Origin of the sequence: Streptomyces sp. NRRL S-350, from assembly GCF_000719705.1 — a bacterium.
GTDB lineage: Bacteria > Actinomycetota > Actinomycetes > Streptomycetales > Streptomycetaceae > Kitasatospora.
Map to the genome: position 1 here is coordinate 1 of NZ_JOHO01000086.1, position 19,469 is coordinate 19,469.

Here is a 19,469-nt window from a genome sequence, read left to right on the forward strand (position 1 = left end):
TCTGGCCCACCTACACCTGGCGCTACCAACACCAAACCCGCCACCTCGACCTCCCCAACTACCACACCACCACCCACACCACCCACACCCCCTAACACCCCCCACACCACCACCAGCACCAGCACCCGGGCGGCAGGCCGGCCCCGAACAGAGCGGACGAGAGCCGGATGGGCGGTTGTCGGGCCTCGGCAGGCGATACTCGTCCCGTGGAGTGGTTCGAGCGGGCCCAGGAGGCGGAGCGGCGTCAGGACTGGGATGCGGCGATCAGGTTGGTGAGCTCACATGCGGAGTGCTACTCCGCCGGCCCGTACGAGCACAACAGCCATCTCTGGCACATGAACTTGCCGGCCCGCGCGGGCCGGCTCGCAGAACTCGGGATCCTTGCCCGCACCGATGTCCACGCGCGGCGAGGGCTCGACAGGGCGCTTCGGGACCGAGGGAAGGAAGCGGAGCACCCGTCGGCCTGAGCGGCTGCGCCAGTGCGTCATCTGGTCGGGGCAGGTCTTTGCCGGCCGCAACGGGCCGGTGGGGACGGCGAAGGGTCCGCCGGCGGCCACAGTACATCGGCGGTCGGCCGGCGAGGGGTCGCCGGCCGACCGCCGAGGGGTCGGGTGCTCCGCTGCCCGCCGGGCGGTGCCCGGGGTGGTCATCCCGGCGGCCGCTGTCGGCAGCTGTCGGCCGGGCCACCCTGCGCGAAGAGGGTGGCGCGACCGGGGCGGCGCCTGCCGCCGGGTGACCGGTTCGTCTCAGCGGGCCGTGTCGGGGCGCGTCGAGCGGATCAGCCAGAGGGTCGCCGCCAGGCAGAGTACTGAGATGGCGCCGAGTTGGAGGGGCAGGGCGCGGACGCCGGACCATTCGATGGCCTTGCCCAGGGCTGGTCCCGCCACCACGCCGCCGACCATGGACGCGGCGATCACCAGGGCTCCGGCGCGTCGGGCCCGCGGTGCGGCCTTGTTGAGCCACGGCAGTCCGGTGGGGAAGATCGGCGCGATGAACAGGCCGACGCCGGCGTACGCGTAGGGGGCGACGCCGGGCACGGCGGCGAGCAGGAGGCAGCCGGTCATGCCGGCGCAGGAGACGGTGATGATGCTCTGGGCCGAGAACCTGAGTGCGATCGGCGCCACCAGGAACCGGCCGACGGTCATCATCAGCCAGTACACGGAGGTTGCGGTGGCGGCCACGGTCGCGCTGAATCCGACCGTCTCCAGGTGGGTGGGCTCCCAGCCGCCGACGCCGGCTTCGATACCGACGTGCAGGACGTAGAGGGTGACGAAGACGGCGAGGACCGAGCCGAGGCTCCGGCCGAGTGCCGGTTGTGCTGCGGTGTTCGGTTCCTCGTCGGCGGCGGGCTGTCGTGCCTCGTTGCGCACGCCCCTCAGGCACAGCAGCAGCGGGAGGTTGGCGAGCGCGAAGCCGGCGAAGACCGCCGGGTAGTGTCCGGCGCCGACGGCGCCGATGAGCGCGGGGCCGAGGATCGCGCCCACCCCGAAGTGCGCGTTGAGGATGTTGAGCATCGCGGTGGAGCGGCGGCCGAATCCCAGCGCGAAGAGTTGGTTGAGCCCGTAGTCGATGCCGCCGAAGCCGAGGCCGGCGAGCAGGGCCGCGGCCAGGGCGGTGGGCCAGTTCGGTGCCAGGGCGAAGCCTGCCGCGCCGACGGCCATGAGCAGGTACGAGGCGCCGAGGATCTGTCGGTTGCCGATCCTGCCGAACAGTCGGTCGAACAGCAGTACGCCGGCGACGCCGCCGATGAAGTGGGCGCTGAGTGCCAGGCCCGCCTCGGACGGGGAGAGGCCGAACTCGGTGCGCAGGGCCGGGATGGAGGGCCCGTACAGCGCCTGAAGCGCACCGATGAGCACGAACCCCGCGCAGGACGCCACGACGGCGCCGGTGCTGAAGGTCGCCACGTCCGGCGTCGCCGCCGGCGCGGGGGAAGGGTGCTCCGCTGTCGGTTGGTTGGTCACGCGTGCTCCAGGTGGCGGCCCACGATCTCGTGGGCGAAGGACATGATCGTTCCCTGTGGGCTGATCCCGGGTGCGCCGGGCAGCACGCTGGCATCGCACAGGTAGAGGTTGTGGAATCCGTACGGTCGGCCGAACTCGTCGCACACGCCGCCGCGTTCGGGCAGGGCGATGGGGCAGCTCCCCATCCCGTGCACGGAGACCAGCTCCCAGTCGCCCGGACGGACCCGGGCGCAGAACCGTTCCACGTCGGCGTCCGAGCGCAGTGGCTCGGCGGTGCCGGCCGGCGGGAGCAGTTCGACGGCGCCCGCGGCGAACAGCAGGGTGGCGGTCCGGCGGAAGGCCAGGCGCAGGGTGTGGTGGTCGGCCGGGGTCATGCCGTGGCGCAGCAGTGGTGTGCCGCCGAGCATGGCGGCGATCCGGGCCTTGCCCTGCATCGCCACCTGGGTGGTGAACATGCCCAGGCTCGCGCGGGCGGCCAAGAAGGCGTCGACCTGGCGCGGGTCGCGGCCGGCGAGTGCTGCGCCGAGGCCTCCGGGGGTCAGGTTGGACGGCATGATGAGCATCCCGAGAGCGGAGTGCTCCTGGACCTGGGCGGTGAACATGGTGCCGCGTGTCGCGTCCACGACTCCCGGGAAGCGGGCGATGGTGCGGAGGTTGAGGTGGAGTGCCAGTTGCCGTCCGGCGGTGTGCCGGTGGATGCCGCTGCGTCGGAGGAGTGCCGGTGTGCCGATCGGTCCGGCGGCGAGGAACAGGGTGCGGGGCCGGTAGCGGACGCGCCGGCCGTCGGTGTCGACGGCTTCGACGGCGCGTACGGTGCCGCGGTCGTGCACGATCCGGTCGGCTCTCAGGCCGGGGAGGATCCGTGCTCCCGAGGCCTCCGCCTGCGGGAGGTAGGTCAGGGCGGTGCTCTGCTTGGCGCCAGTGGGGCAGCCGGTGGCGCACTGGTTTCGGTGCCGGCAGCCGTTCACGACGCGCTGGGGGTGCTGCCAGCGCCAGCCGAGGGTGTCGGCGGCGTCGGCGAGCAGCCGTGAGTCCTGGTTGCCGTCGCCGTGGTCCTGCACGGTCATGCCGAGGCGCCGCCGGACCTCCGCGAACCGGGTGCCGACGACGGGTGCGCGGTAGTGGCGGTAGCCGGACCAGGCAGCCCAGCGGTCCAGGACGGTGGGTGAGGGCTCCCACAGGAGGCCGCCGTTGACGACGGTGGTGCCGCCCACGGCGTGCGCCTCGCCGTACGCGATGACGGGGGTGCCGAGGACGGCGGTCGCGCCGCCGTTGCGGTAGAGCCGGCGCATCGATTCGGCCGGCCCGGCCGCCGCCAGGTCCTCGGTGGTGACTCGGGGTCCTTCCTCCAGGACGGTCACCGCCCGTCCGGCGCGGGCCAGTTCGAGGGCCGCCACGCTGCCGCCGGCGCCGGAGCCGACGACCAGCGACTCGCAGTCGATCTCGACCGGTTCGGGGCGGCGGCGGGTTCGGATGGGGCTCACCGCAGCGCCTCCGCTCGCCCGGGCGCGCTGTCGAGGGCGCCGTACAGGGCCAGTGCCGTGGTCGCGCGCAGCAGTTGGCCGTAGCCGGGCAGGCCGCGCAGTCGGCCCAGTCCGGCGACGGCCTCTTCGGGGGAGGCGGCTCGGGGCGGCCGGCCGGTGACGGCACGGAAGGCGATCGGGAAGGTGCGCAGTGCCGCCGCCGTGCCGAGGCGGTAGCCGGCGGGCATCCGGTTCAGGCTTTCGGTGGTGTGCCGCACCGCGGCGTGCAGCGCCGGTGTGCCTCGCAGTGCCTGGTACCCGGCCTGCCAGCAGGCCGGCAGGCCGGAGGCGTACAGGGTTCGCTCGGTGATCCTCACCCGGTCACCTTCTCCTTGACCAGTCCGGCCAGCAGTCGGGCGGGTCCTTGGGCGAGTACCTCGTCCAGGGCGTTGAGGAAGAGGTCCACTTCGTCGGCCTGGGCGACCAGGGGCGGTGAGGCGATGAGGGCGATGGCGCGGTTCGAGCCGAAGAAGGTGAGGATGCCGTGGTCGCGGTAGAGCGCGGAGACCACGGCCGCGGTGAGCAGTTTCGGCACGGCCTGCGGGTCCTTGGCCACCGACGTGGGCAGTTTCTCGCGCAGCCGCGAGGGGATCGACGGGCCGGGTGTGAGGAACACGCCGTGCAGCGCGCCGCGGCCGCTGACCTGCCGGACGAGCTTGGGGTGGCGCGCGGCCAGTTCGTCGAGTCCCTTGCCGAGCCGCTCGCCCAGGTCGCGGGCGCGGCCGGGGAAGTCCTCCTCGACGGCCACCGCGACGGCTTCCAGTGCGGTCGCGGTCTCCTCGCCGAAGCCGTAGTACGTCGTGCTGTGCAGGGTCGCGTCGGCCAGGTTGTCGTAAGCGGCGCGGAAGATCGGCTCGCGCGCGATGTAGCCGGAGATCGAGGCCTTGCCGCCGCCGAAGGACTTGGAGGTGGTCACGATGTCCGGCACGAGTCCGGGGTGGTGCATGAAGTGGAAGAGGGCGCCGGTCTTGCCCCACCCGGTGTAGACCTCGTCGAAGATCAGCACGATGTCGCGTTCGGTGCAGATGCGGCGCACCTCGCGCAGGAAGTGCGGGGAGCATTCGCGCAGGCTGGAGGCGCTGAACGGTTCGAGGGCGACGGCGTACACGTCGCACTCGCCGGCGGTGGAGGTGTGGCGTTCCAGGGCCAGCCGGAAGGAGTCCAGGTCGTCGTAGGCGAAGGTGTCCGTGCCGGGGATCTCCGGGTAGGGGAAGTGGACCTCCGGGGAGGCGGTGAGGCTGCCGGCGCCCAGGAGCTTGCCGTGGAAGGCGATGTCCGTGTGCAGGACGGTGCCGCGGTGGCCGCGGTGGTACTTGTAGGCGAGCTTCACGGCGCCCTCGACCGCCTCGGCGCCCGAGTTCGGGAAGTAGCTGACGTTCAGGTCGCCGGGGAGCAGCGTCGCCAGGTTGTGGCTGAGCGCGGCCACGTAGGGCGACAGGTAGTTCTTGTGCACCTCCATGCGGCGGGCTTCCTGGAAGCGGCGGCGGGCCGCGAGGATCCGGGGGTGGTTGTGCCCGTGGTTGAGGACGCCGACGCCGCCGGTGAAGTCCAGGATGCGGCGGCCGTCGCGCAGGTGGATCCAGGCGCCTTCGGCGTGGTCGACGAGGTCCCGGCCGAAGCCGAAGGAGCCGATGAGCGACACCTGGCTGCGGCTGACGTACCGCCGGTAGAGGTCGTGGACCTGCTCGGTGGTCATCGACTCGGCCTGTTCGACGGTCAGCAGTTCAGACATGACGGCTCCGGGTGTCCGCGAGGTTGAGGCGTTCGACGATGAGGCGTCCGACCCTGCGGCCTTCGCGCACGGCGTAGTTGGTGCCGCGGTCCTCGGGGAAGACCTGGGCCATGCCGGCGAGGTACAGGCCCTGGACGCGCGACTCGACCGGCGGCATGACGCGGCTGTAGTCCGCGGTGATGACCGGCTGGGCGTGCGGGGCGCGCCAGACGTGGAAGCGTTCCACCCAGCTGCGCCGGAAGTCCGGGAACATCCGCTGGATGTGCGGCAGGCTGTATGCGAAGACGTCCTCGTCGGACATCCGGTACAGCTCCGCGTCGGTGGGCAGGTACTTGGACAGGTAGACGACGTGCCTGCCGTCGTACCGTTCCGGGCGGTCGAGGTTGGTGTGCTCGATGACGCCGACGTACGGGAAGTCGGGGTCGTTGACGTTGAGCCAGTAGGTGTCGGACAGGCGGCGGTTGTTCTCCAGCACCAGGCAGACGTTGCCGAGGTAGTCGACGCCGGACCAGCGCCGCTTCAGTTCCGGTACGGCCGGGTGGTCCGCCTCCGGGTGGTCCAGCAGCGCGGCGGCGAGCTGCGGAGCGGTGGTGACGAGGACCTGCGCCGCCGGGTGGAAGACGCCCGCGGCCGTCACTCCGCGGACTCCGGCGCCCTCGGTGTGCACGGAGTCGACGGCCGTCGAGGTCCGGATGTCGACGCCGAGGGATTCCAGGCGCTTCTGGAGGGCGGAGAGCAGCGCTTCGCTGCCGCCCCTGATGTAGTAGAGGGTCTCCTTGCCGGCGCGGGTGCGGCTGCCGCCGCGCAGGTGCAGCTTGGTCCACATCCAGGTGGCGCCGACCTGGCTCGCGTAGGCGCCGAACTTGCCTTCCAGGAGCGGCCGCCAGACGACGTCGTAGACGCGTCGGCCGCCCAGCGAGACGAGCCACTCCTCGGCGGTGCGGGACTCCAGCTCGCGCCAGTGCTTCACTCGTTGGGCCCGCAGCGCCATCAGGCCCAGCCGGAACCGGTCCTTCAGCGGGAGGGGTGCGAAGCGGAGCACGTCGAGGGGTGCGGAGAGCCGGTAGACGGAGTTGGCGTAGTAGACGCCGGTGCGGGTCTCGTGGGCCTCCAGCAGGTGGGAGATCCCGAGGACCTCGCAGAGCCGGATCATCTCCGTGTCGGAGGAGAACCAGTGGTGGTAGAAGCGTTCGAGGCGCTTGCCGTCGCCGATCTCGAAGCTCGCGGCCAGCCCGCCGACCGTCGCCTCGCGTTCGAGGATCCGTACGCTGCGTCCCTGCGAGGCGAGTTCGAGGGCCGCCGCCAGGCCGGTGAACCCGGCGCCGACGATGACGACGTCCACCGGCTCGGCCGCGGTCTGCGCCACCTGTTCGGTCTGTCCTGTCTGCGTGGTCACAGGCCGACACGCTCCTTCACTGCGACGGGGTGGGAAACCGACGTGATGCGTTCTTCGACGACGTAGGCGGGGCGGCCCTGGAGTTGGCGGTGGACCGCGTGCACGTACTCGCCCATGACGCCGAGTGCCAGTGCCTGGGCGCCGAAGGCTCCGGGGCCCGCGAACTTCCGCAGGTCGCGCCGGGCCACCGTCGCGGTCACGCCGTAGGCCAGCGCGGCAGAGCCGAGGTAGACGGGGAGGCGCAGCAGGGCGGCGGAGTCCCCCAGCAGCCCGTGGCGGGCCAGCGAGAGCATCTTGCGCAGCGTGTACTTGGACTCGCCCGAGTGCCGGGGGCTCCGGTCGTACGCCACGCTGGTCTCGGGAAGGCCGAACCAGCTCACGATGCCGCGCAGGTAGAGGTCCTTCTCCGGAATCGCGGTGAGGAGTTCCACCACGGTGCGGTCCACCAGGCGGAAGTCGCCGGTGTCCAGCGCGTGCGGCTGGTCGGAGAGGGCGTTGAGCAGGCGGTAGAAGGCGTAGGCGCTGGCCTTCTTGAAGAGGGTCTCACCGCTGCGGGCCCGGCGCCGCGCCGACACGACGGACCAGCCGTCGCTCCACAGGGCCGCCATCTCACCGATCAGCTCCGGCGGGTCCTGCAGGTCGGCGTCGATGATGGCGACGGCGTCACCCGTGGCCTCCCGCAGGCCGGCCAGGCAGGCCCGCTGGTGGCCGAAGTTGCGGCTCAGTTTGAGTGCCCGCACCGTGGCGGACGTGCGGGTCAGGGAGCTGATGAGGTCCCAGGTGCCGTCGGTGCTGCCGTCGTCCACGTAGATCAGCTCGCACTCGAAGCCGACGAGGCTCGCGAGGACTCGCGTGAGGCGGGCATGGGTGTGGGGTAGGACCTCCGACTCGTTGTAGCAGGGCACGACGACGCTGAGCAGGGGGCGTCGGTCGTCGAAGACGCGTTTTTCCGGTAGCACAGCAGACCTTTCGCATGGGACACACGTGAGTCGGACTGTTGGTGCGCGGTTCATCGCCGATCTGGGCAGGGCGGGCGGCAGCCGTGGTCGATGGCACGGTGTCGCCGGCGGTGTGGGTGGGGTGGGTCGGTTCGTGGCCGGCCGGCAGGGCGGCCGGAGTGGCACGCGGCCACCGGTCCGCGCCGGTGGCGCCTGCGGCTGGGTGTCGTGCCCGGGCCGCGGGCCGCGGCCGCCGGCGGCATGCGGGTCCTGGACGGTCGTCGTCGGGGCGCTTCGCCGCTTCCGGGGGGTGGCGGGGCGGTGTGATGTGCCAGGTCGCGCCTTGATGTGAGCGTTACCATTCCGTTGCGAGGATCATGGTATGGCTCGTGTGATCGCGTCAACAGGGTTGCCCCGGGGGTGCTTTGGATACCGATCACTTTCTGCCAGATGCTTCGCGGACGGCCGATCGCGGCCGAGCGGCGTGACGCGTGCTCACGGCGGGTGCGGGCCGGTGCCGGATTCCCAGGCGGTGTACCCCTCCGACCTCGCCGGACTCTGCGGCGTCGCCTGGCGCCCGGTGAATCGCCCGGTTTTTGTGAGCGCTCACATTATCGGCCGGAACGCGCCCCTCAGGGTTGCCCGACGCGGCCGGCGATGCCACCGAGGCCGGTCGCGGCGACGTGGCGAGGGCGACGAGGGGGCCGTCGGCGGCGGGGTGCGGGCAGGCAGTGACGGGGGCCGTCGGCGGTGGTGAGGGCGCGGGCAGGCGGTGGTGACGAGATCCGGGGCCGGCACCGCGTCTGCGGTCCGGCCCCGGACGGCGTGCGGGACGCGCGGGCGCGGGGGTACGGTCACCCCTCCCCCACGGTTCGTCCCGCCGGCGCTCAACCCTGGTACTGCACGACGATCTTGGCGAACTCGTACGGGGACTGCGGGACGCCGCTGCAGGCGTCGGCGTCCGTGCCCGAAGCGCAGGCACGGTCGCGGTTGACGGCCCAGTAGGTGAACCGGGCGAGGTGGTGCTGCTTCGCGTACCCGAGCACGGTGCGGAAGTCGCCGGTGGTGACTGTCTCCCCCGCCTCGTCGGTCTTGCCGTTCATCGAGGAGACGCCGATGTGCCGGTACGCCGCGTCGTCGCCGTAGCCGTAGGCGCTCCCGACCGCGGCCTTCAGTCCGTCGAGCGCACTGACCGTGGCCTGCCCCATGCTGCCGCTGTGGCCGCCGAAATCGAAGGGCATCACCACCCAGCCGTCGTTCGCCAGGCCCGCGGCCGCGCCGCGCTTGATGAGGTCCTTGCCGTTGGCGTCCGGCCCGCTCGGGGTGGTGCCCATGGTGACGTAGGTGACGATGCCGGGGTTCCTGGTCTTGACGATCTTCAGTGCGTCGACCACCCGCTGACGGACCGTCGCGTTGCCGAACTCGGTGTTCTCGATGTCGATGTCGAGCGCCTTCAACCGGTAGGCGTCGATCACCTTCTGGTAGGCACCGGCCAGCGCGCTCGCACTGGAACACTTCTCGCCGAGCTTGTTCCCGCTCCACCCGCCGACGGACACCACGACGTCACCACCGGCCGCGCGGATCGACTTGACGGCGGCCTCGTCGGAGCCCCCGGTGAGCGCCCGGCTGCCGTCCCACTTCGGGTTGCACCCGCCGTCGGAGAGGACGAACGCCAGGGTGAACCACTTGACCCCGGCCGCCTTCATGACGTCGGTGGGCTTCTGCGGGTTGCCCCAGCCGAGGTACTCGTACGGCGCAGCGGCCATCCCGGGCACGGCCGCCACCCCGGGGGCTGCCGCCGCAGGGCCCGCCATGGCGGAGGTCGCGGGGGCGAGCAGGAGGGCGGCCGGGCCGAGGGCGGCGGCCAACAGCGGGGCGGTGAGACGGACTCCGACAGTCGTGCGCATGCGCATGCCAACTCACTTTCGTCGTTCCGGGCTGTGACGGCAGGCCAGGAAGGCAGGACGGCCCGCGGCGGACGACGGGCGCCCGCCGACGGGTGTCTCACAGAATCGGGGCACCGGGCTCAGGGGTCAATGGCTTTCGTTAGGAAAGTTTCCCAATCCTTCTCCGGCGGCATCCGTGCGGGCGCGCACCCTCCGTCGCCACCCCGGGCACACCTCCGCCGCCCTCCCGGGCACAGGACCGTCCCGACCGGTCAGCGGCCCCAGGACGCGGTCGACGTGGTCGACGTGGTCGGGGTGGCGGAGGTGGTGAGTGCGGAGCCCGAGGTCGCTGTCCGGGTCGCAGCTCCCCCGCCGGTGGCGCGACTGCCGGGGGCGGCGGGCCGCAGGCCGTCGGTCCCGGCCCCGGAGACGGTCGTCCGGACACCCGGGGCCGTGGCGCCGCCCGCCGGGGCGTACGGCGCGGCGGTGGTCCGGTGTGCGGCGGGGGCGGCAGGAGCGGCGGCCGAGGACCTGCCGGACCTGTCGTCGACCGGAGTGACCCGCTCGATCCGCAGCACCAGGTTCCGGTCCAGACGGTCGCCCGCCTGGTCTCGGTTGCGGCTGTGCACGACCTGCGTCAGTGTGCCCCGGATCTCCTGCCAACGACCCTGCACCGCGCGGATGTTGGCACACCACTGGCCCTGGTGGAGGTGCTCCAGGTCGAGCTGCCAGCTCTCCGCGTCGACGATGTGGACGGCGCCGACCTCGCCGGGGAGCTCCACCGGCGCGGCGCCCCGGACGGTCACCACCGCCCGCTGCGCGAACCGCCCCTCCACCGCCGTCACCGTGATCCGGCTCGGCCCCTGGTACCAGGCCATCGCTGTCCTCCCGCGTCCGTTCCCGTGCCGGCTGCCGACCGGCCTCAACCGGTAGCACGGCCGGTGCACCCTCCGGGGTTCGACCGGCCCGGACCAGGTCTGAACCCCGGGGCGCACGGCGTCCGTTCGCTCACGGCCGCCGGACGGACGGCCGCGGGGTTGTCGCAGTTCTGTACCGGAGTCGTCCGGTCCGTTCTCGGCGGGCCGGCCCGTGGCTATCGTCTGTCCGGGCCCCGCGACGGCGGGGCTGGACGAGGGGGACGGCACGGACGTGGGGCAGATGGATGGCGGGAGCCTGCCGGGAACGGGCACGGCAGCCGCTTTGAGGACGGCGGGCCGGGGCGCGCTCCGCTTCCTGCTGACGGCGATCGCCGGTGTCGGCACCGCCGTGGTCGTGGCGGGGCTCGCTCTGTGGAAGCTGCTGTCCTGGACCGGTCCGGACCCGACCGACACCGTCGGCTTCGGGCGCTACCTGCTGGTCGCCGCGCTGTGGGCGGTGGGGATGGGGCTCACCGGGCTGTTCGGGGCGCAGCTGCGGCGTTCCCGTGGCACGGGATCGGGTCTGGCCTGGCTGGCCTGGTGTGACCTGGGGCTGGTGCTGGCGTTCCTGTGGCCGCTGCAGGTGCTGGCCGTCGCCGGCCTCTGCGCCGTGCGGGCCGGGGGCCGGGGCCAGGCCCGGGCCAAGGCCGGAGCCGGGGCCGGGGCCCGGTGGCTGGGCGGATGCGCGGCCCTGGCCGGGGTGTGCCTGTCCGCCGCCGGCTCGGCGTGGGGCGTGACCGGCTACGAGGCCGAGCAGCCGTGGACGGCCGCCGACCCCGCCGGCCGGGCCGTCACCGGCACCTGGACCGGACCGGGCGGTGAGACCCTCACCCTCCAGGCCGACGGCCGGTTCCGCGCCACCGTTCCGACGGCGGCCGGCAAGCACCCGCCGGAGCACTGGTACGGAGGCGAAGGCCGCTGGCGCCTGACCGACACGGTCGACCTGGGAAGGACACTGACCCTCGCCTTCGCGTCCGGCGGCGAGGACGACCTGGTGGTGTACGGGGCGCTGTCCCCGTCCACGATCTGCCGCCCCGTCGCGGAGGAGTGGTGCCAGACCGCCCTCCACCGGTGACGCCCTGCCGGGTAGCGCCCGGAGGACGCCGCCGGGCCGGGCCCGACGACCGGGCGACCGGGCGACCGGGCGACCGGGCGACCGGGCGACCGGGGCGGCGATCCTGGCATTCGGCGCACGGATCGGGAAGACTCGCGCGCATGGTCTCGGTACTGCAGAACGTCGCGATCGACTGCACGGATGCCTACGAACTGGCGCGGTTCTGGGGCCGCGTGACCGGTCGCCCGCTGGACCCTGACGACCGGCCGGGCGCGCGGGAGACCCAAGTGCAGCTGGCAGAAGGCCCGGTGCTGTACTTCAACCAGGTGCCCGAGGCCAAGACGGCCAAGAACCGGATCCACCTCTGCCTGCGCCCCGAAACCTCGCGCGACCAGGAGGTCAACCGACTGCTGGCACTCGGCGCCACGTTCGTCAGCGATCACCGGGATCCCGACGGCGCGGGGTGGGCCGTCCTCGCCGACCCCGAAGGCAACGAATTCTGCGTCCTGCGCAGCGCGTCCGAGCGCGCCGCCGGAACCTCCTGACGCGGGAGCACCACTCCTCCCCCGCGCGCAGGTCCGGTCCACCGCGTCCGGTCCACCGTCCCCTTCACCCCAGCAACGGAGATCCCATGCACGGCAGCCCCGTGACCATCGTCGAGGAGGCGTTCCGCTGCTACCGGTCGCAGGACCTGGATGCGGCCCTGCCCCTGTACGCCGACGACTTCACCTTCACCAGCCCGCAGGACGACCACCTCGACAAGGCCGCGTTCTTCCGCCGGTGCTTCCCCACCGCGGACCGCTTCCGGGAGCAGCGGCTCCTGCACGTCACACCTGCCGACGGCGAACTCGTCTTCGCGCACTACGAGTACGAGCTCACCACCGGCGGCCGGTACCGCAACGTCGAGGCGATCACGGTCCGGGACGGCCTGATCCGGGAGGTGCAGGTCTTCTTCGGCGGCAGGGTGTAGGCGCTTGACCGGCGGCCGGCACGGAGCCGAGTGCTCGGCGACCGAACGGTGGTTGTCAGGTTCTCGACATGGGAAGGAGGCAAGCCACAGACCGCTCATCGGGGAGGACCACACTCGTGCACCGCACCGCCGTCAGAACCACCACCGCCCTGCTCACCGCCGCCCTCACCGCAGCACTCCTCGGCTCCGCGCCGGCCTGGGGCGCACCGGACGAAAGCGCCCCGACCGGCAGTGCACCGGCCACGCGCCCGGTGGAGGCGTTCGCCGAGGACGGCGGCATCTCGCACGCCCAGGCGCCCACCACCTCCCCGTTCCTCGCCGCCCAGCAGCAGGGCGTGGCACCGGTGCCGGGCGACGGCGACGTGACGCCCCTGGTCCACGGCGGCGACCCGGCGACCAAGCTGGACGTGGTGGTGATAGGCGACGGCTACTCGGCGCAGGAACAGGAGAAGTTCCGTACGGACGCGGCCGAGAAGTGGCGCGAGATGACCGCCGTCGAGCCGTACGCCACCTACCGCGGGCTGTTCAACGTCTGGGCGGTGTCCGCCGTTTCGCCGGAGTCCGGGGTGACCGGGGATCCGGACCAGGCGACGGTGCGGCACACCGCGCTGGGCTCCTACTTCTGGTGCGACGGCGTAGAGCGGCTGCTCTGCGTGGACGAGAAGGCGGTCGAGCGGTACGCGGCGAAGGCCCCGCAGGCGGACCTGGTGCTCGTGGTGGCCAACAGCGCCAAGTACGGCGGCGCCGGCTACAACGACATCAAGTCCCCGCTCGGGTACGAGGGCATCGCGACGGTGGCGGGCGGCAACGCCAAGTCCGGACAGATCGCGGTGCACGAGACCGGCCACTCGCTCGGCAAGCTCGCCGACGAGTACGCCTACGACGGCCAGGGGACGTACCAGGGCGCGGAGCCGGCCGAGGCCAACATCAGCACGCTGACCGCCGACCGGATGCGCGGGCAGGGCACCAAGTGGTCCCGCTGGCTCGGCCAGGCATCCCCGGACGGCGGCACGGTCGGCACGTACGAGGGCGGCGGCTACTACCCCGCCGGGTTGTACCGGCCGACCGAGAACTCGATCATGCGATCACTCGGACGGGAGTTCAACCTGCCCGGGCGCGAAGCGATGATCGCCGGCTTCTACCGCCACGCCACCCCGCTCACCAGCCCCACCGCCACCGGCAGCCGGCTCACCGCCGCCGACCGCCTGACCGTCGACCTGCCGGTGCCCGGCACCCGGCTCCATTGGTACCTGGACGGACGTGAGCTGCCCCGGATCACCGGCCGCACCGCGCTGGACCTCGCCGAACTCAAGCTCACCGGGCCCCGCTCCCGGCCCCACCTGCTCACCGCCGTCGCCACCGACCCCACCCCCGCCGTGGCGGACCCGGCGCTTCGCTCGAACCTGACCGCGAGCCTGTCCTGGCTGGTGACGCGGTAGGCCGTTCGAGACTCCGTCGATCCGCACCCCGAACAGCTCCCAGGCGGAGCCCTGACGCAGTGCCGCGCTGACGGGCCGACGGGCTGACGGGCCGACTGGCCGACTGGCCGACTGGCCGACTGGCCGACGGCTGGGGCCTCCCCGGGGATCGGGATGCCCCGGCCGTGAGCGGGCCCGCGCGGTACCGGTCGAGCCGACCGGAGTGCAGGAGGCGCGGGTGCGCCGCAGGCGGGCGCTCCGGCGGGGTGGCCGGTTCGCGCCACCCCGCCGCCTGTCCGCCGTTCGCCGGCTGTCGCTCACCGGCAGTCGTTCGCCGGCCGTCGTTCGTCAGGCGTTGCAGGTGACCTGCGCGCTGGACTGCCAGAGGGTCGGGGTGAGCCGGATGGCGATCGGAGCACGGGTCAGCGAGCACTGGGCCGTCGTGTAGCCCGCCGCCTTGGCCTGGGCGTAGGCACTGTTGTAGGCAGTGAGGTTCGAAGCGTAGGGGCTGCCACTGAATGCGTTGCCGACGAAGACGGCCTGGCCGGTGACGGCGGTCTGGGCGCCGGCCGGCAGTGCGCCGACGGTCAGCAGGAGCGCGCCGGCGGCGAGGGTGGTGCCGAGTACGCGCTTGAGGACGGTCATGATGAGGCCCTTCTGGGGATGGCGGCTCCTCGTTCCGAGGAGGCTCGACTCCGAGGATCTGTGGAGCCTCGGTGCAGATCGGATTCTTGTCGTGGCAGCGGGGTGCGGACAAGAGCTTCGCCCGCCCGCTGCGCCTCCTTCGCCCGACGCAGACACGGGGCATGACGCCACGTCAGGTGAATCGGGGCGGGCCCCGGTGGATGCCCGGGGTCGACGGCATCCGGTCGACCGCGGCCGGGCTGTGACCGGTGGGCCGACCAGCGTGCCGACCAGACGCGCCCGTGTCACACCAGTGCCGCTCCGCCGTCCACCGCGAGCGTGGTGCCGGTGACGTAGGCGTTCGACAAGACGAAGAGGTAGGCCGCCGCGGCCTCCTCCGCGGTGCCGACGCGCCGCGTGAGCAGCTCGGCCCCGGCGCCCTGGAGGAAGGCCTCCGGGTCCGGGACGCTGCCGTCCCACAGCTCGGTGCGGATCACGCCGGGCTGCACCACGTTGACGCGCAGAGGGGCGAGTTCGACGGCGAGTGCCCGGGACAGGGCCTCGATGCCGCCGGTGATGCCTGCCGTGAGCGCGGTTCCGGCCAGGGGGCGGATCGCGAGGACGCCGGAGCTGAAAGTGATCGATCCGCCGTCGCGCAGTCGCGGTGCGGCGTACTTGGCGGAGAGGAACGCGCCCCAGAACCGGCGCTCGAAGACGGCCCTGGCCTCCTGCGGGGTGGTCTCGACCAACGGCTTGATCAGGAGGGATTCGCCCGCGGTGTAGACGAGGTGGTCGAACTCCCCGACCTCTTCGAAGAACGCGGCGATGGCGTTGCCGTCGGCGACGTCCAGGCGGCGGCCTTCGGCGGGCTCGCCCAACCGCTTCGCCGCGGCGTCCACTCGGTCCTGGCTGCTGGAGGCGACCACGACGTCCGCGCCCGCCGCCGCGGCCTGTCGGGCTACCGCGAAGCCGATGCCGGAGGTGCCACCGATGATCACGATCTTCTTGCCGGCCAGAGACATGGGGTCCGCTCCTTCGTCGATGCGGTGCCGGGTCCGGCAACCGCCACGGCAAGAACGTACGCCTGCTCATCGAGACGGTGAATGACCATTCATCTCGGTTCCATGTCATATCGTCTCGCTGTACCAGCACTAGAGTGGCGTCATGGACATCCTGAGCGACACCCTCGAAGTCCTGCGCACGGGACGCCCGATGGTGACTCGCACCGACGCGCACGCCCCGTGGTCCCTGAAGTTCCAACCCGTCTCCGGAGCCGGCTTCCACGTGGTCGTGGAAGGACACTGCCACCTGCTGCCGCCACGCGGCCGACCGCTCGCGCTCGGGCCCGGCGACATCGTGTTCCTGCAGCGGGGCAGCGGACACACGCTGTGCGACGTACCGGGCCGCGATCCGGTGGACTTCGTCCCGGAGCGCGTGGACCGTTCCTCGCCGATCGGCCAGGTCACCGTGGACGGACCGGGGCCGCACACGGTGCTGGTCTGCGGCGCGTACGCGATCGACGTCGATCGCCCGCATCCGCTGTTCAGCGATCTTCCGGAGGTCATCCACCTCCCCGCGGTCCCGGGCCGCCACGCGGTGCTGCGCTCGGCGGTCGATCAGCTGTGCGCCGAGTTCCACGCGCCGCAGCCGGGCTCGGACGCGGTCGTCACGGCGCTCATCGATCTGCTGCTGCTGTACATCCTCCGGTCGTGGTACGCCGAGCTGCCGAAGGAACGGACCCGGGGTTGGACGGCCGCGCTGACCGACCCGGCGGTCGCGCCCGCCCTGAAGGCGATCCACGACGAGCCCGGCCGGCCCTGGACGGTGGAGTCGCTGGGCGCCCGCGCCGGACTGTCCCGGGCGGCGTTCGCCCGCCGCTTCGCCTCGGTGGTCGGCGAGCCGCCGCTGACCTACCTGGCCAACTGGCGGATGGCCACCGCGGCGCGGTTGCTGCACCGGTCGCCGGCCCCGCTGAGCGCCATCGCGCTGCAGACGGGTTACACCTCGGAGTTCGCCTTCGCCAAAGCCTTCAAACGGCACTTCGGATCGCCGCCGGGGGCCTACCGCAAGCAGGCCAGGACGGCAGGCGACGAACCTCGCGGACACAGCGGACACGACTGACAGCCGCCCGCGTTCCGAGTCCATCCCGCCGAGGACGAGGACTGCCCGGCGTTGGTCGGGCCTGAGGCAGGGTTACCTTCGAAGCGCTTCGACAATATGGTGTGCGTCGAGGGCACCACGTCCGGTGCGGCCGGACGCGCACGCCCCCGTGCCGACGATGCGTCAGGGATGCCTGGCGGCCGTACAAAGCCCCCGGCGGACGTATCGTCGGCCGCCACCACGGGGACCAGCCCTTTCGTCGTGGCCCCGCAACCGCGGTGCGGGCCGACAGTGTCCGAAAGTCGATGTGGCCGACCCCTGCCTCCGCCGTGCCCGGGGGACGGGCGGCCGAGCGGTGAAGGAGATGCGGATGATGCTCAGGACGGTCCGGTCCCGGCGGAGACGCCGTGGTCGAGCAGGTGCGCTCATCGCGGTGACCGCCCTCCTGGCGGTGTTCCTGACCGGGTTGGGCGCCGCCGGGACGGCGCAGGCAGCCACGGTGGATCCGAACGCCTGGTACGTGCTGGTCAACCGGGCCAGCGGCAAGGTGCTCGACGTCCAGGGCGCGGACACCGGTGACGGCGCGCGCCTGGTGCAGTGGCCCCGCACCGACGGCGCCAACCAGCAGTTCCGGTTCGTCGACTCGGGTGACGGCACCTACCGGCTGCGGGCCCGCCACTCCGGGAAGGTGCTGGACGTCTACCAGTACTCCACCGCCGACGGCGCGAACATCGTGCAGTGGGGCGACACCGGCGGCGCCAACCAGCAGTTCCGGGCCGCGGACTCGCCGGACGGTCACCTCCGCCTGATCAGCCGTCACAGCGCCAAGGCCGTCGGGGTGCCGGGCGGCTCCGTGGCGGACGGCGCCGGGGTGGTGCAGTACGCCGACTCGGGCGGGGCCGACCAACAGTGGAAACCGGTCCGGGTCGGCGTACTGGCGCAGGTGCGCACCGCAGGCCGGGTCACGGACGCTGGGGACACGGTCCGGTACAGCTGGCCCGGCGTGTACTTCGAGGGCAGGGTCCGGGGCACCGGCGTGGGCGTCGTGCTCGACGACCGGGCCGCCGACTACGACGTCCAGGTCGACGGGGCCACCGTCGCCACGCTCGTCACGCCCGGCGCGGGCACGCGCTGGATCAACGGCCTGTCGGACGGCGTGCACGACGTCCGGTTGGTCAAGCGCAACGACAGCCCGTGGGACGTGAGCGCGTTCGGGGGCTTCCTGGCCGCGCCCGGCGGCGCGGTGCTGAGCAAGCCGCCCGCCCGGCACCGCCAGGTCGAGTTCATCGGGGACTCCCTCACCGTGGGCTACGGCAACCTGTCGACCTCCCACGACTGCACCGGGGACCAGCTCCGGCGGACCACCGACACCGACGTGAGCTACGGCGCCCTCACTGCCCGGCAGTTGGACGCCGACTACCAGATCAACGGCTATTCCGGCCTCGGCATGGTGCGCAACTTCAACGGGGGCTCGCCCGACGTCACGTACCGCAGCTTCTACGACCGTGCCCTGCTGAGCGTGTCCGGCGACGTCTGGCAGAACCCTGGCACCTGGCGCCCCCAGCTGGTGGTGGTCAACCTCGGGACCAACGACTTCTCGACCCCCGTCCACGCCGGTGAGCCGTGGACGCCCGACAGCCTCGCGGCCGCCTACCGCGACGCCTACCGGGACTTCCTCAAGGAACTGCGGACGCGCTACGGGGCCGGGACCACCTTCCTGGCCGTCGGCAGCGGCCAGTACGCCGGTTACGTCCAGCAGGTGGTCAAGGAGCGCACCGACGCCGGTGACGGCCGGGTCCGCTACTGGGCCCTCGACAGCTCGGGCTTGGACTTCCAGGGCTGTGACTGGCACTACTCGGCCCATGACGACCGCATCATCGCGGACCGGCTCACCTCGTTCGTCTCGGGCCTGCCGATGGGCTGGTGACCGAACCGGTGGGCCGGTGACCGGAACCGGTGGGCCGGTGACCGCAGCCGACAGGCCGGGCGGTGCACTCCACCGCACTGATCGGGCCCGGGCCGGGCAGCGCCTCGCTGCCCGGCCCGGGCGCCGCTCGGGCGCCCCGCCGTCACCCCGGGCGGCGCTGCTCCGGCACCGTGGGCGGGCGGCGCCGCAGCGGCGCCAACTCGCGCTCCAGGGTGCGGACGTCCAGGGCGATCCGGGCCGCGGTCTCCCGCGGGCCGGTGCCCGCGGGCAGCCGGCGCGACCACGAGCGGGGCTTGGCCGGGCCGTCCTGGACCATGTGGAAGTTGAGCCTCAGCCCGTCGGCGACGTCGACCAGGCTCACCAGGATCCGGGTGTCGGGGAGGTCGATGCTCACCTCGTTCCCGATGCACGAGCAGGCGACCAGGCCTTCGATGTCCTCCTCGGCCAGGTACCTCGCCAGGGGGACAGCCTTCCCCCGGACCAGAAACGGACGATCCATCGGACTCACCGGACCCGCCTCCTCCCCCAGCACGCGTACGGCGCCTCGGCCGCGGCGCAACCGCGCCGCAACGGACCGGGCCCGCCTATGCTCCACCACATCCGCTCGCGGATCCAACTCGGGGTCTCGCCAATGGACTTGAGCGAAGTCATCGACCCGGCGCACCGGCGCACGCTCCGGCGCACCGGGCCCGCCGCCCGCGCCGCGGACAGCACCGCGGCGGCAGCGCCAGCGACGGCAAGAGGCCCGGGGAACGCCTCGGGTGCCCGTCCGCATACGGCGGACGGGCACCCGAGGCGGTGCGGGGCAGTGCGGGGCGGTGCGGGGGTATTACGGGGCGGTGCGGGGGTATTACGGGGCGGTGCGGCCGGCCGGGTTCAGCGACCGGAGCGGCCGTGCAGCACCAGGGCACGGGTCAGGGCGAACAGGCCGCCCGTGCACAGCGCGGTGCGGAGCATGTTGGACGAGACCCAGCTGTCGGCGAACTGCGCGCGCACCGCGGCGAAGTCGTGGATCTGGGACGG

Annotated in this window: 18 protein-coding genes; 7 read left to right on the plus strand and 11 right to left on the minus strand. The window is 72.6% G+C overall.

What is annotated here, in order from left to right:
- Window positions 1-206 precede the first annotated feature (206 nt).
- Window positions 207-467, plus strand: coding sequence for a hypothetical protein (locus tag IF30_RS0137250; protein WP_051712047.1), 261 nt, complete (start codon window positions 207-209; stop codon window positions 465-467).
- 279 nt (window positions 468-746) lie between these two features.
- Here the strand turns inward: IF30_RS0137250 and IF30_RS0137255 are convergent, their stop codons facing one another.
- The 8 genes from IF30_RS0137255 to IF30_RS0137290 form a co-directional block, all read right to left on the minus strand.
- On the minus strand, window positions 747-1,904 hold the full coding sequence (locus IF30_RS0137255; protein WP_030246953.1) for an MFS transporter: 1,158 nt from the start codon (window positions 1,902-1,904) through the stop codon (window positions 747-749).
- Window positions 1,905-1,957: 53 nt separating this feature from the next.
- A complete protein-coding gene (locus tag IF30_RS0137260; RefSeq protein ID WP_030246956.1) occupies window positions 1,958-3,445 on the minus strand; it encodes a GMC family oxidoreductase in 1,488 nt (495 codons plus the stop codon).
- A complete protein-coding gene (locus IF30_RS0137265) occupies window positions 3,442-3,801 on the minus strand; it encodes a hypothetical protein (protein WP_030246957.1) in 360 nt (119 codons plus the stop codon). The genes IF30_RS0137260 and IF30_RS0137265 overlap by 4 nt, the downstream gene beginning before the upstream one ends.
- A complete protein-coding gene (locus IF30_RS0137270) occupies window positions 3,798-5,216 on the minus strand; it encodes an aspartate aminotransferase family protein (RefSeq protein WP_030246959.1) in 1,419 nt (472 codons plus the stop codon). The genes IF30_RS0137265 and IF30_RS0137270 overlap by 4 nt, the downstream gene beginning before the upstream one ends.
- The gene (locus IF30_RS0137275; RefSeq protein ID WP_199807996.1) at window positions 5,209-6,612 is read right to left on the minus strand and encodes an NAD(P)/FAD-dependent oxidoreductase; all 1,404 of its coding nucleotides are present in this window, start codon (window positions 6,610-6,612) and stop codon (window positions 5,209-5,211) included. The genes IF30_RS0137270 and IF30_RS0137275 overlap by 8 nt, the downstream gene beginning before the upstream one ends.
- Window positions 6,609-7,571, minus strand: a complete 963-nt coding sequence (locus IF30_RS0137280; protein ID WP_051712049.1) for a glycosyltransferase family 2 protein — start codon at window positions 7,569-7,571, stop codon at window positions 6,609-6,611. The genes IF30_RS0137275 and IF30_RS0137280 overlap by 4 nt, the downstream gene beginning before the upstream one ends.
- Window positions 7,572-8,437: 866 nt before the next feature.
- Window positions 8,438-9,463, minus strand: a complete 1,026-nt coding sequence (locus IF30_RS0137285) for a chitinase (protein ID WP_030246963.1) — start codon at window positions 9,461-9,463, stop codon at window positions 8,438-8,440.
- Window positions 9,464-9,708: 245 nt separating this feature from the next.
- Window positions 9,709-10,314 (minus strand): hypothetical protein, encoded by a 606-nt coding sequence (locus IF30_RS0137290; protein WP_030246965.1) that lies wholly within the window; start codon window positions 10,312-10,314, stop codon window positions 9,709-9,711.
- A 280-nt stretch (window positions 10,315-10,594) separates the two neighbouring features.
- Here IF30_RS0137290 and IF30_RS0137295 point away from each other — a divergent pair, with 280 nt between their 5' ends.
- From IF30_RS0137295 to IF30_RS0137310, 4 genes are all read left to right on the plus strand, one after another.
- The gene (locus tag IF30_RS0137295; protein ID WP_158835825.1) at window positions 10,595-11,428 is read left to right on the plus strand and encodes a hypothetical protein; all 834 of its coding nucleotides are present in this window, start codon (window positions 10,595-10,597) and stop codon (window positions 11,426-11,428) included.
- A gap of 140 nt (window positions 11,429-11,568) precedes the next feature.
- Window positions 11,569-11,952, plus strand: coding sequence for a VOC family protein (locus tag IF30_RS0137300; RefSeq protein ID WP_030246967.1), 384 nt, complete (start codon window positions 11,569-11,571; stop codon window positions 11,950-11,952).
- 86 nt (window positions 11,953-12,038) lie between these two features.
- Window positions 12,039-12,377, plus strand: a complete 339-nt coding sequence (locus IF30_RS0137305) for a nuclear transport factor 2 family protein (protein ID WP_030246968.1) — start codon at window positions 12,039-12,041, stop codon at window positions 12,375-12,377.
- Window positions 12,378-12,493: 116 nt separating this feature from the next.
- Window positions 12,494-13,816, plus strand: a complete 1,323-nt coding sequence (locus IF30_RS0137310) for a M64 family metallopeptidase (RefSeq protein WP_234322985.1) — start codon at window positions 12,494-12,496, stop codon at window positions 13,814-13,816.
- 327 nt (window positions 13,817-14,143) lie between these two features.
- On the opposite strand, the gene IF30_RS0137315 is transcribed toward IF30_RS0137310, so the two are convergent.
- Together IF30_RS0137315 and IF30_RS0137325 are read right to left on the minus strand one after the other, a co-directional pair.
- Window positions 14,144-14,440: a hypothetical protein gene (locus IF30_RS0137315; protein ID WP_030246970.1), complete on the minus strand. Its 297-nt coding sequence runs from the start codon at window positions 14,438-14,440 to the stop codon at window positions 14,144-14,146.
- A 284-nt stretch (window positions 14,441-14,724) separates the two neighbouring features.
- Entirely contained in the window at window positions 14,725-15,441 is a 717-nt protein-coding gene (locus IF30_RS0137325) for an SDR family oxidoreductase (RefSeq protein ID WP_030246971.1), read from the minus strand.
- 142 nt (window positions 15,442-15,583) lie between these two features.
- Between IF30_RS0137325 and IF30_RS0137330 the strand changes: the two genes are divergently transcribed.
- Window positions 15,584-16,540 (plus strand): AraC family transcriptional regulator, encoded by a 957-nt coding sequence (locus tag IF30_RS0137330; protein WP_030246972.1) that lies wholly within the window; start codon window positions 15,584-15,586, stop codon window positions 16,538-16,540.
- A gap of 352 nt (window positions 16,541-16,892) precedes the next feature.
- Window positions 16,893-18,446 carry an RICIN domain-containing protein gene (locus tag IF30_RS46040; RefSeq protein ID WP_078892012.1) on the plus strand — a complete coding sequence of 518 codons (1,554 nt, stop codon included), beginning with the start codon at window positions 16,893-16,895 and terminating at the stop codon, window positions 18,444-18,446.
- A gap of 142 nt (window positions 18,447-18,588) precedes the next feature.
- Here IF30_RS46040 and IF30_RS0137340 read toward each other — a convergent pair whose 3' ends face one another.
- On the minus strand, window positions 18,589-18,945 hold the full coding sequence (locus tag IF30_RS0137340; protein WP_030246975.1) for a hypothetical protein: 357 nt from the start codon (window positions 18,943-18,945) through the stop codon (window positions 18,589-18,591).
- Window positions 18,946-19,469 lie beyond the last annotated feature (524 nt).

What these genes read in the sequence shown, in the direction of transcription:
- IF30_RS46040 (WP_078892012.1), top strand. Translation starts at nt 16,893, where the DNA reads ATGCTCAGGACGGTCCGGTCCCGGCGGAGACGCCGTGGTCGAGCAGGT.
- IF30_RS0137290 (WP_030246965.1), bottom strand. Translation starts at nt 10,314, where the DNA reads ATGGCCTGGTACCAGGGGCCGAGCCGGATCACGGTGACGGCGGTGGAG.
- IF30_RS0137285 (WP_030246963.1), bottom strand. Translation starts at nt 9,463, where the DNA reads ATGCGCATGCGCACGACTGTCGGAGTCCGTCTCACCGCCCCGCTGTTG.
- IF30_RS0137270 (WP_030246959.1), bottom strand. Translation starts at nt 5,216, where the DNA reads ATGTCTGAACTGCTGACCGTCGAACAGGCCGAGTCGATGACCACCGAG.
- IF30_RS0137295 (WP_158835825.1), top strand. Translation starts at nt 10,595, where the DNA reads ATGGATGGCGGGAGCCTGCCGGGAACGGGCACGGCAGCCGCTTTGAGG.
- IF30_RS0137325 (WP_030246971.1), bottom strand. Translation starts at nt 15,441, where the DNA reads ATGTCTCTGGCCGGCAAGAAGATCGTGATCATCGGTGGCACCTCCGGC.
- IF30_RS0137300 (WP_030246967.1), top strand. Translation starts at nt 11,569, where the DNA reads ATGGTCTCGGTACTGCAGAACGTCGCGATCGACTGCACGGATGCCTAC.
- IF30_RS0137340 (WP_030246975.1), bottom strand. Translation starts at nt 18,945, where the DNA reads ATGGATCGTCCGTTTCTGGTCCGGGGGAAGGCTGTCCCCCTGGCGAGG.
- IF30_RS0137305 (WP_030246968.1), top strand. Translation starts at nt 12,039, where the DNA reads ATGCACGGCAGCCCCGTGACCATCGTCGAGGAGGCGTTCCGCTGCTAC.
- IF30_RS0137315 (WP_030246970.1), bottom strand. Translation starts at nt 14,440, where the DNA reads ATGACCGTCCTCAAGCGCGTACTCGGCACCACCCTCGCCGCCGGCGCG.
- IF30_RS0137330 (WP_030246972.1), top strand. Translation starts at nt 15,584, where the DNA reads ATGGACATCCTGAGCGACACCCTCGAAGTCCTGCGCACGGGACGCCCG.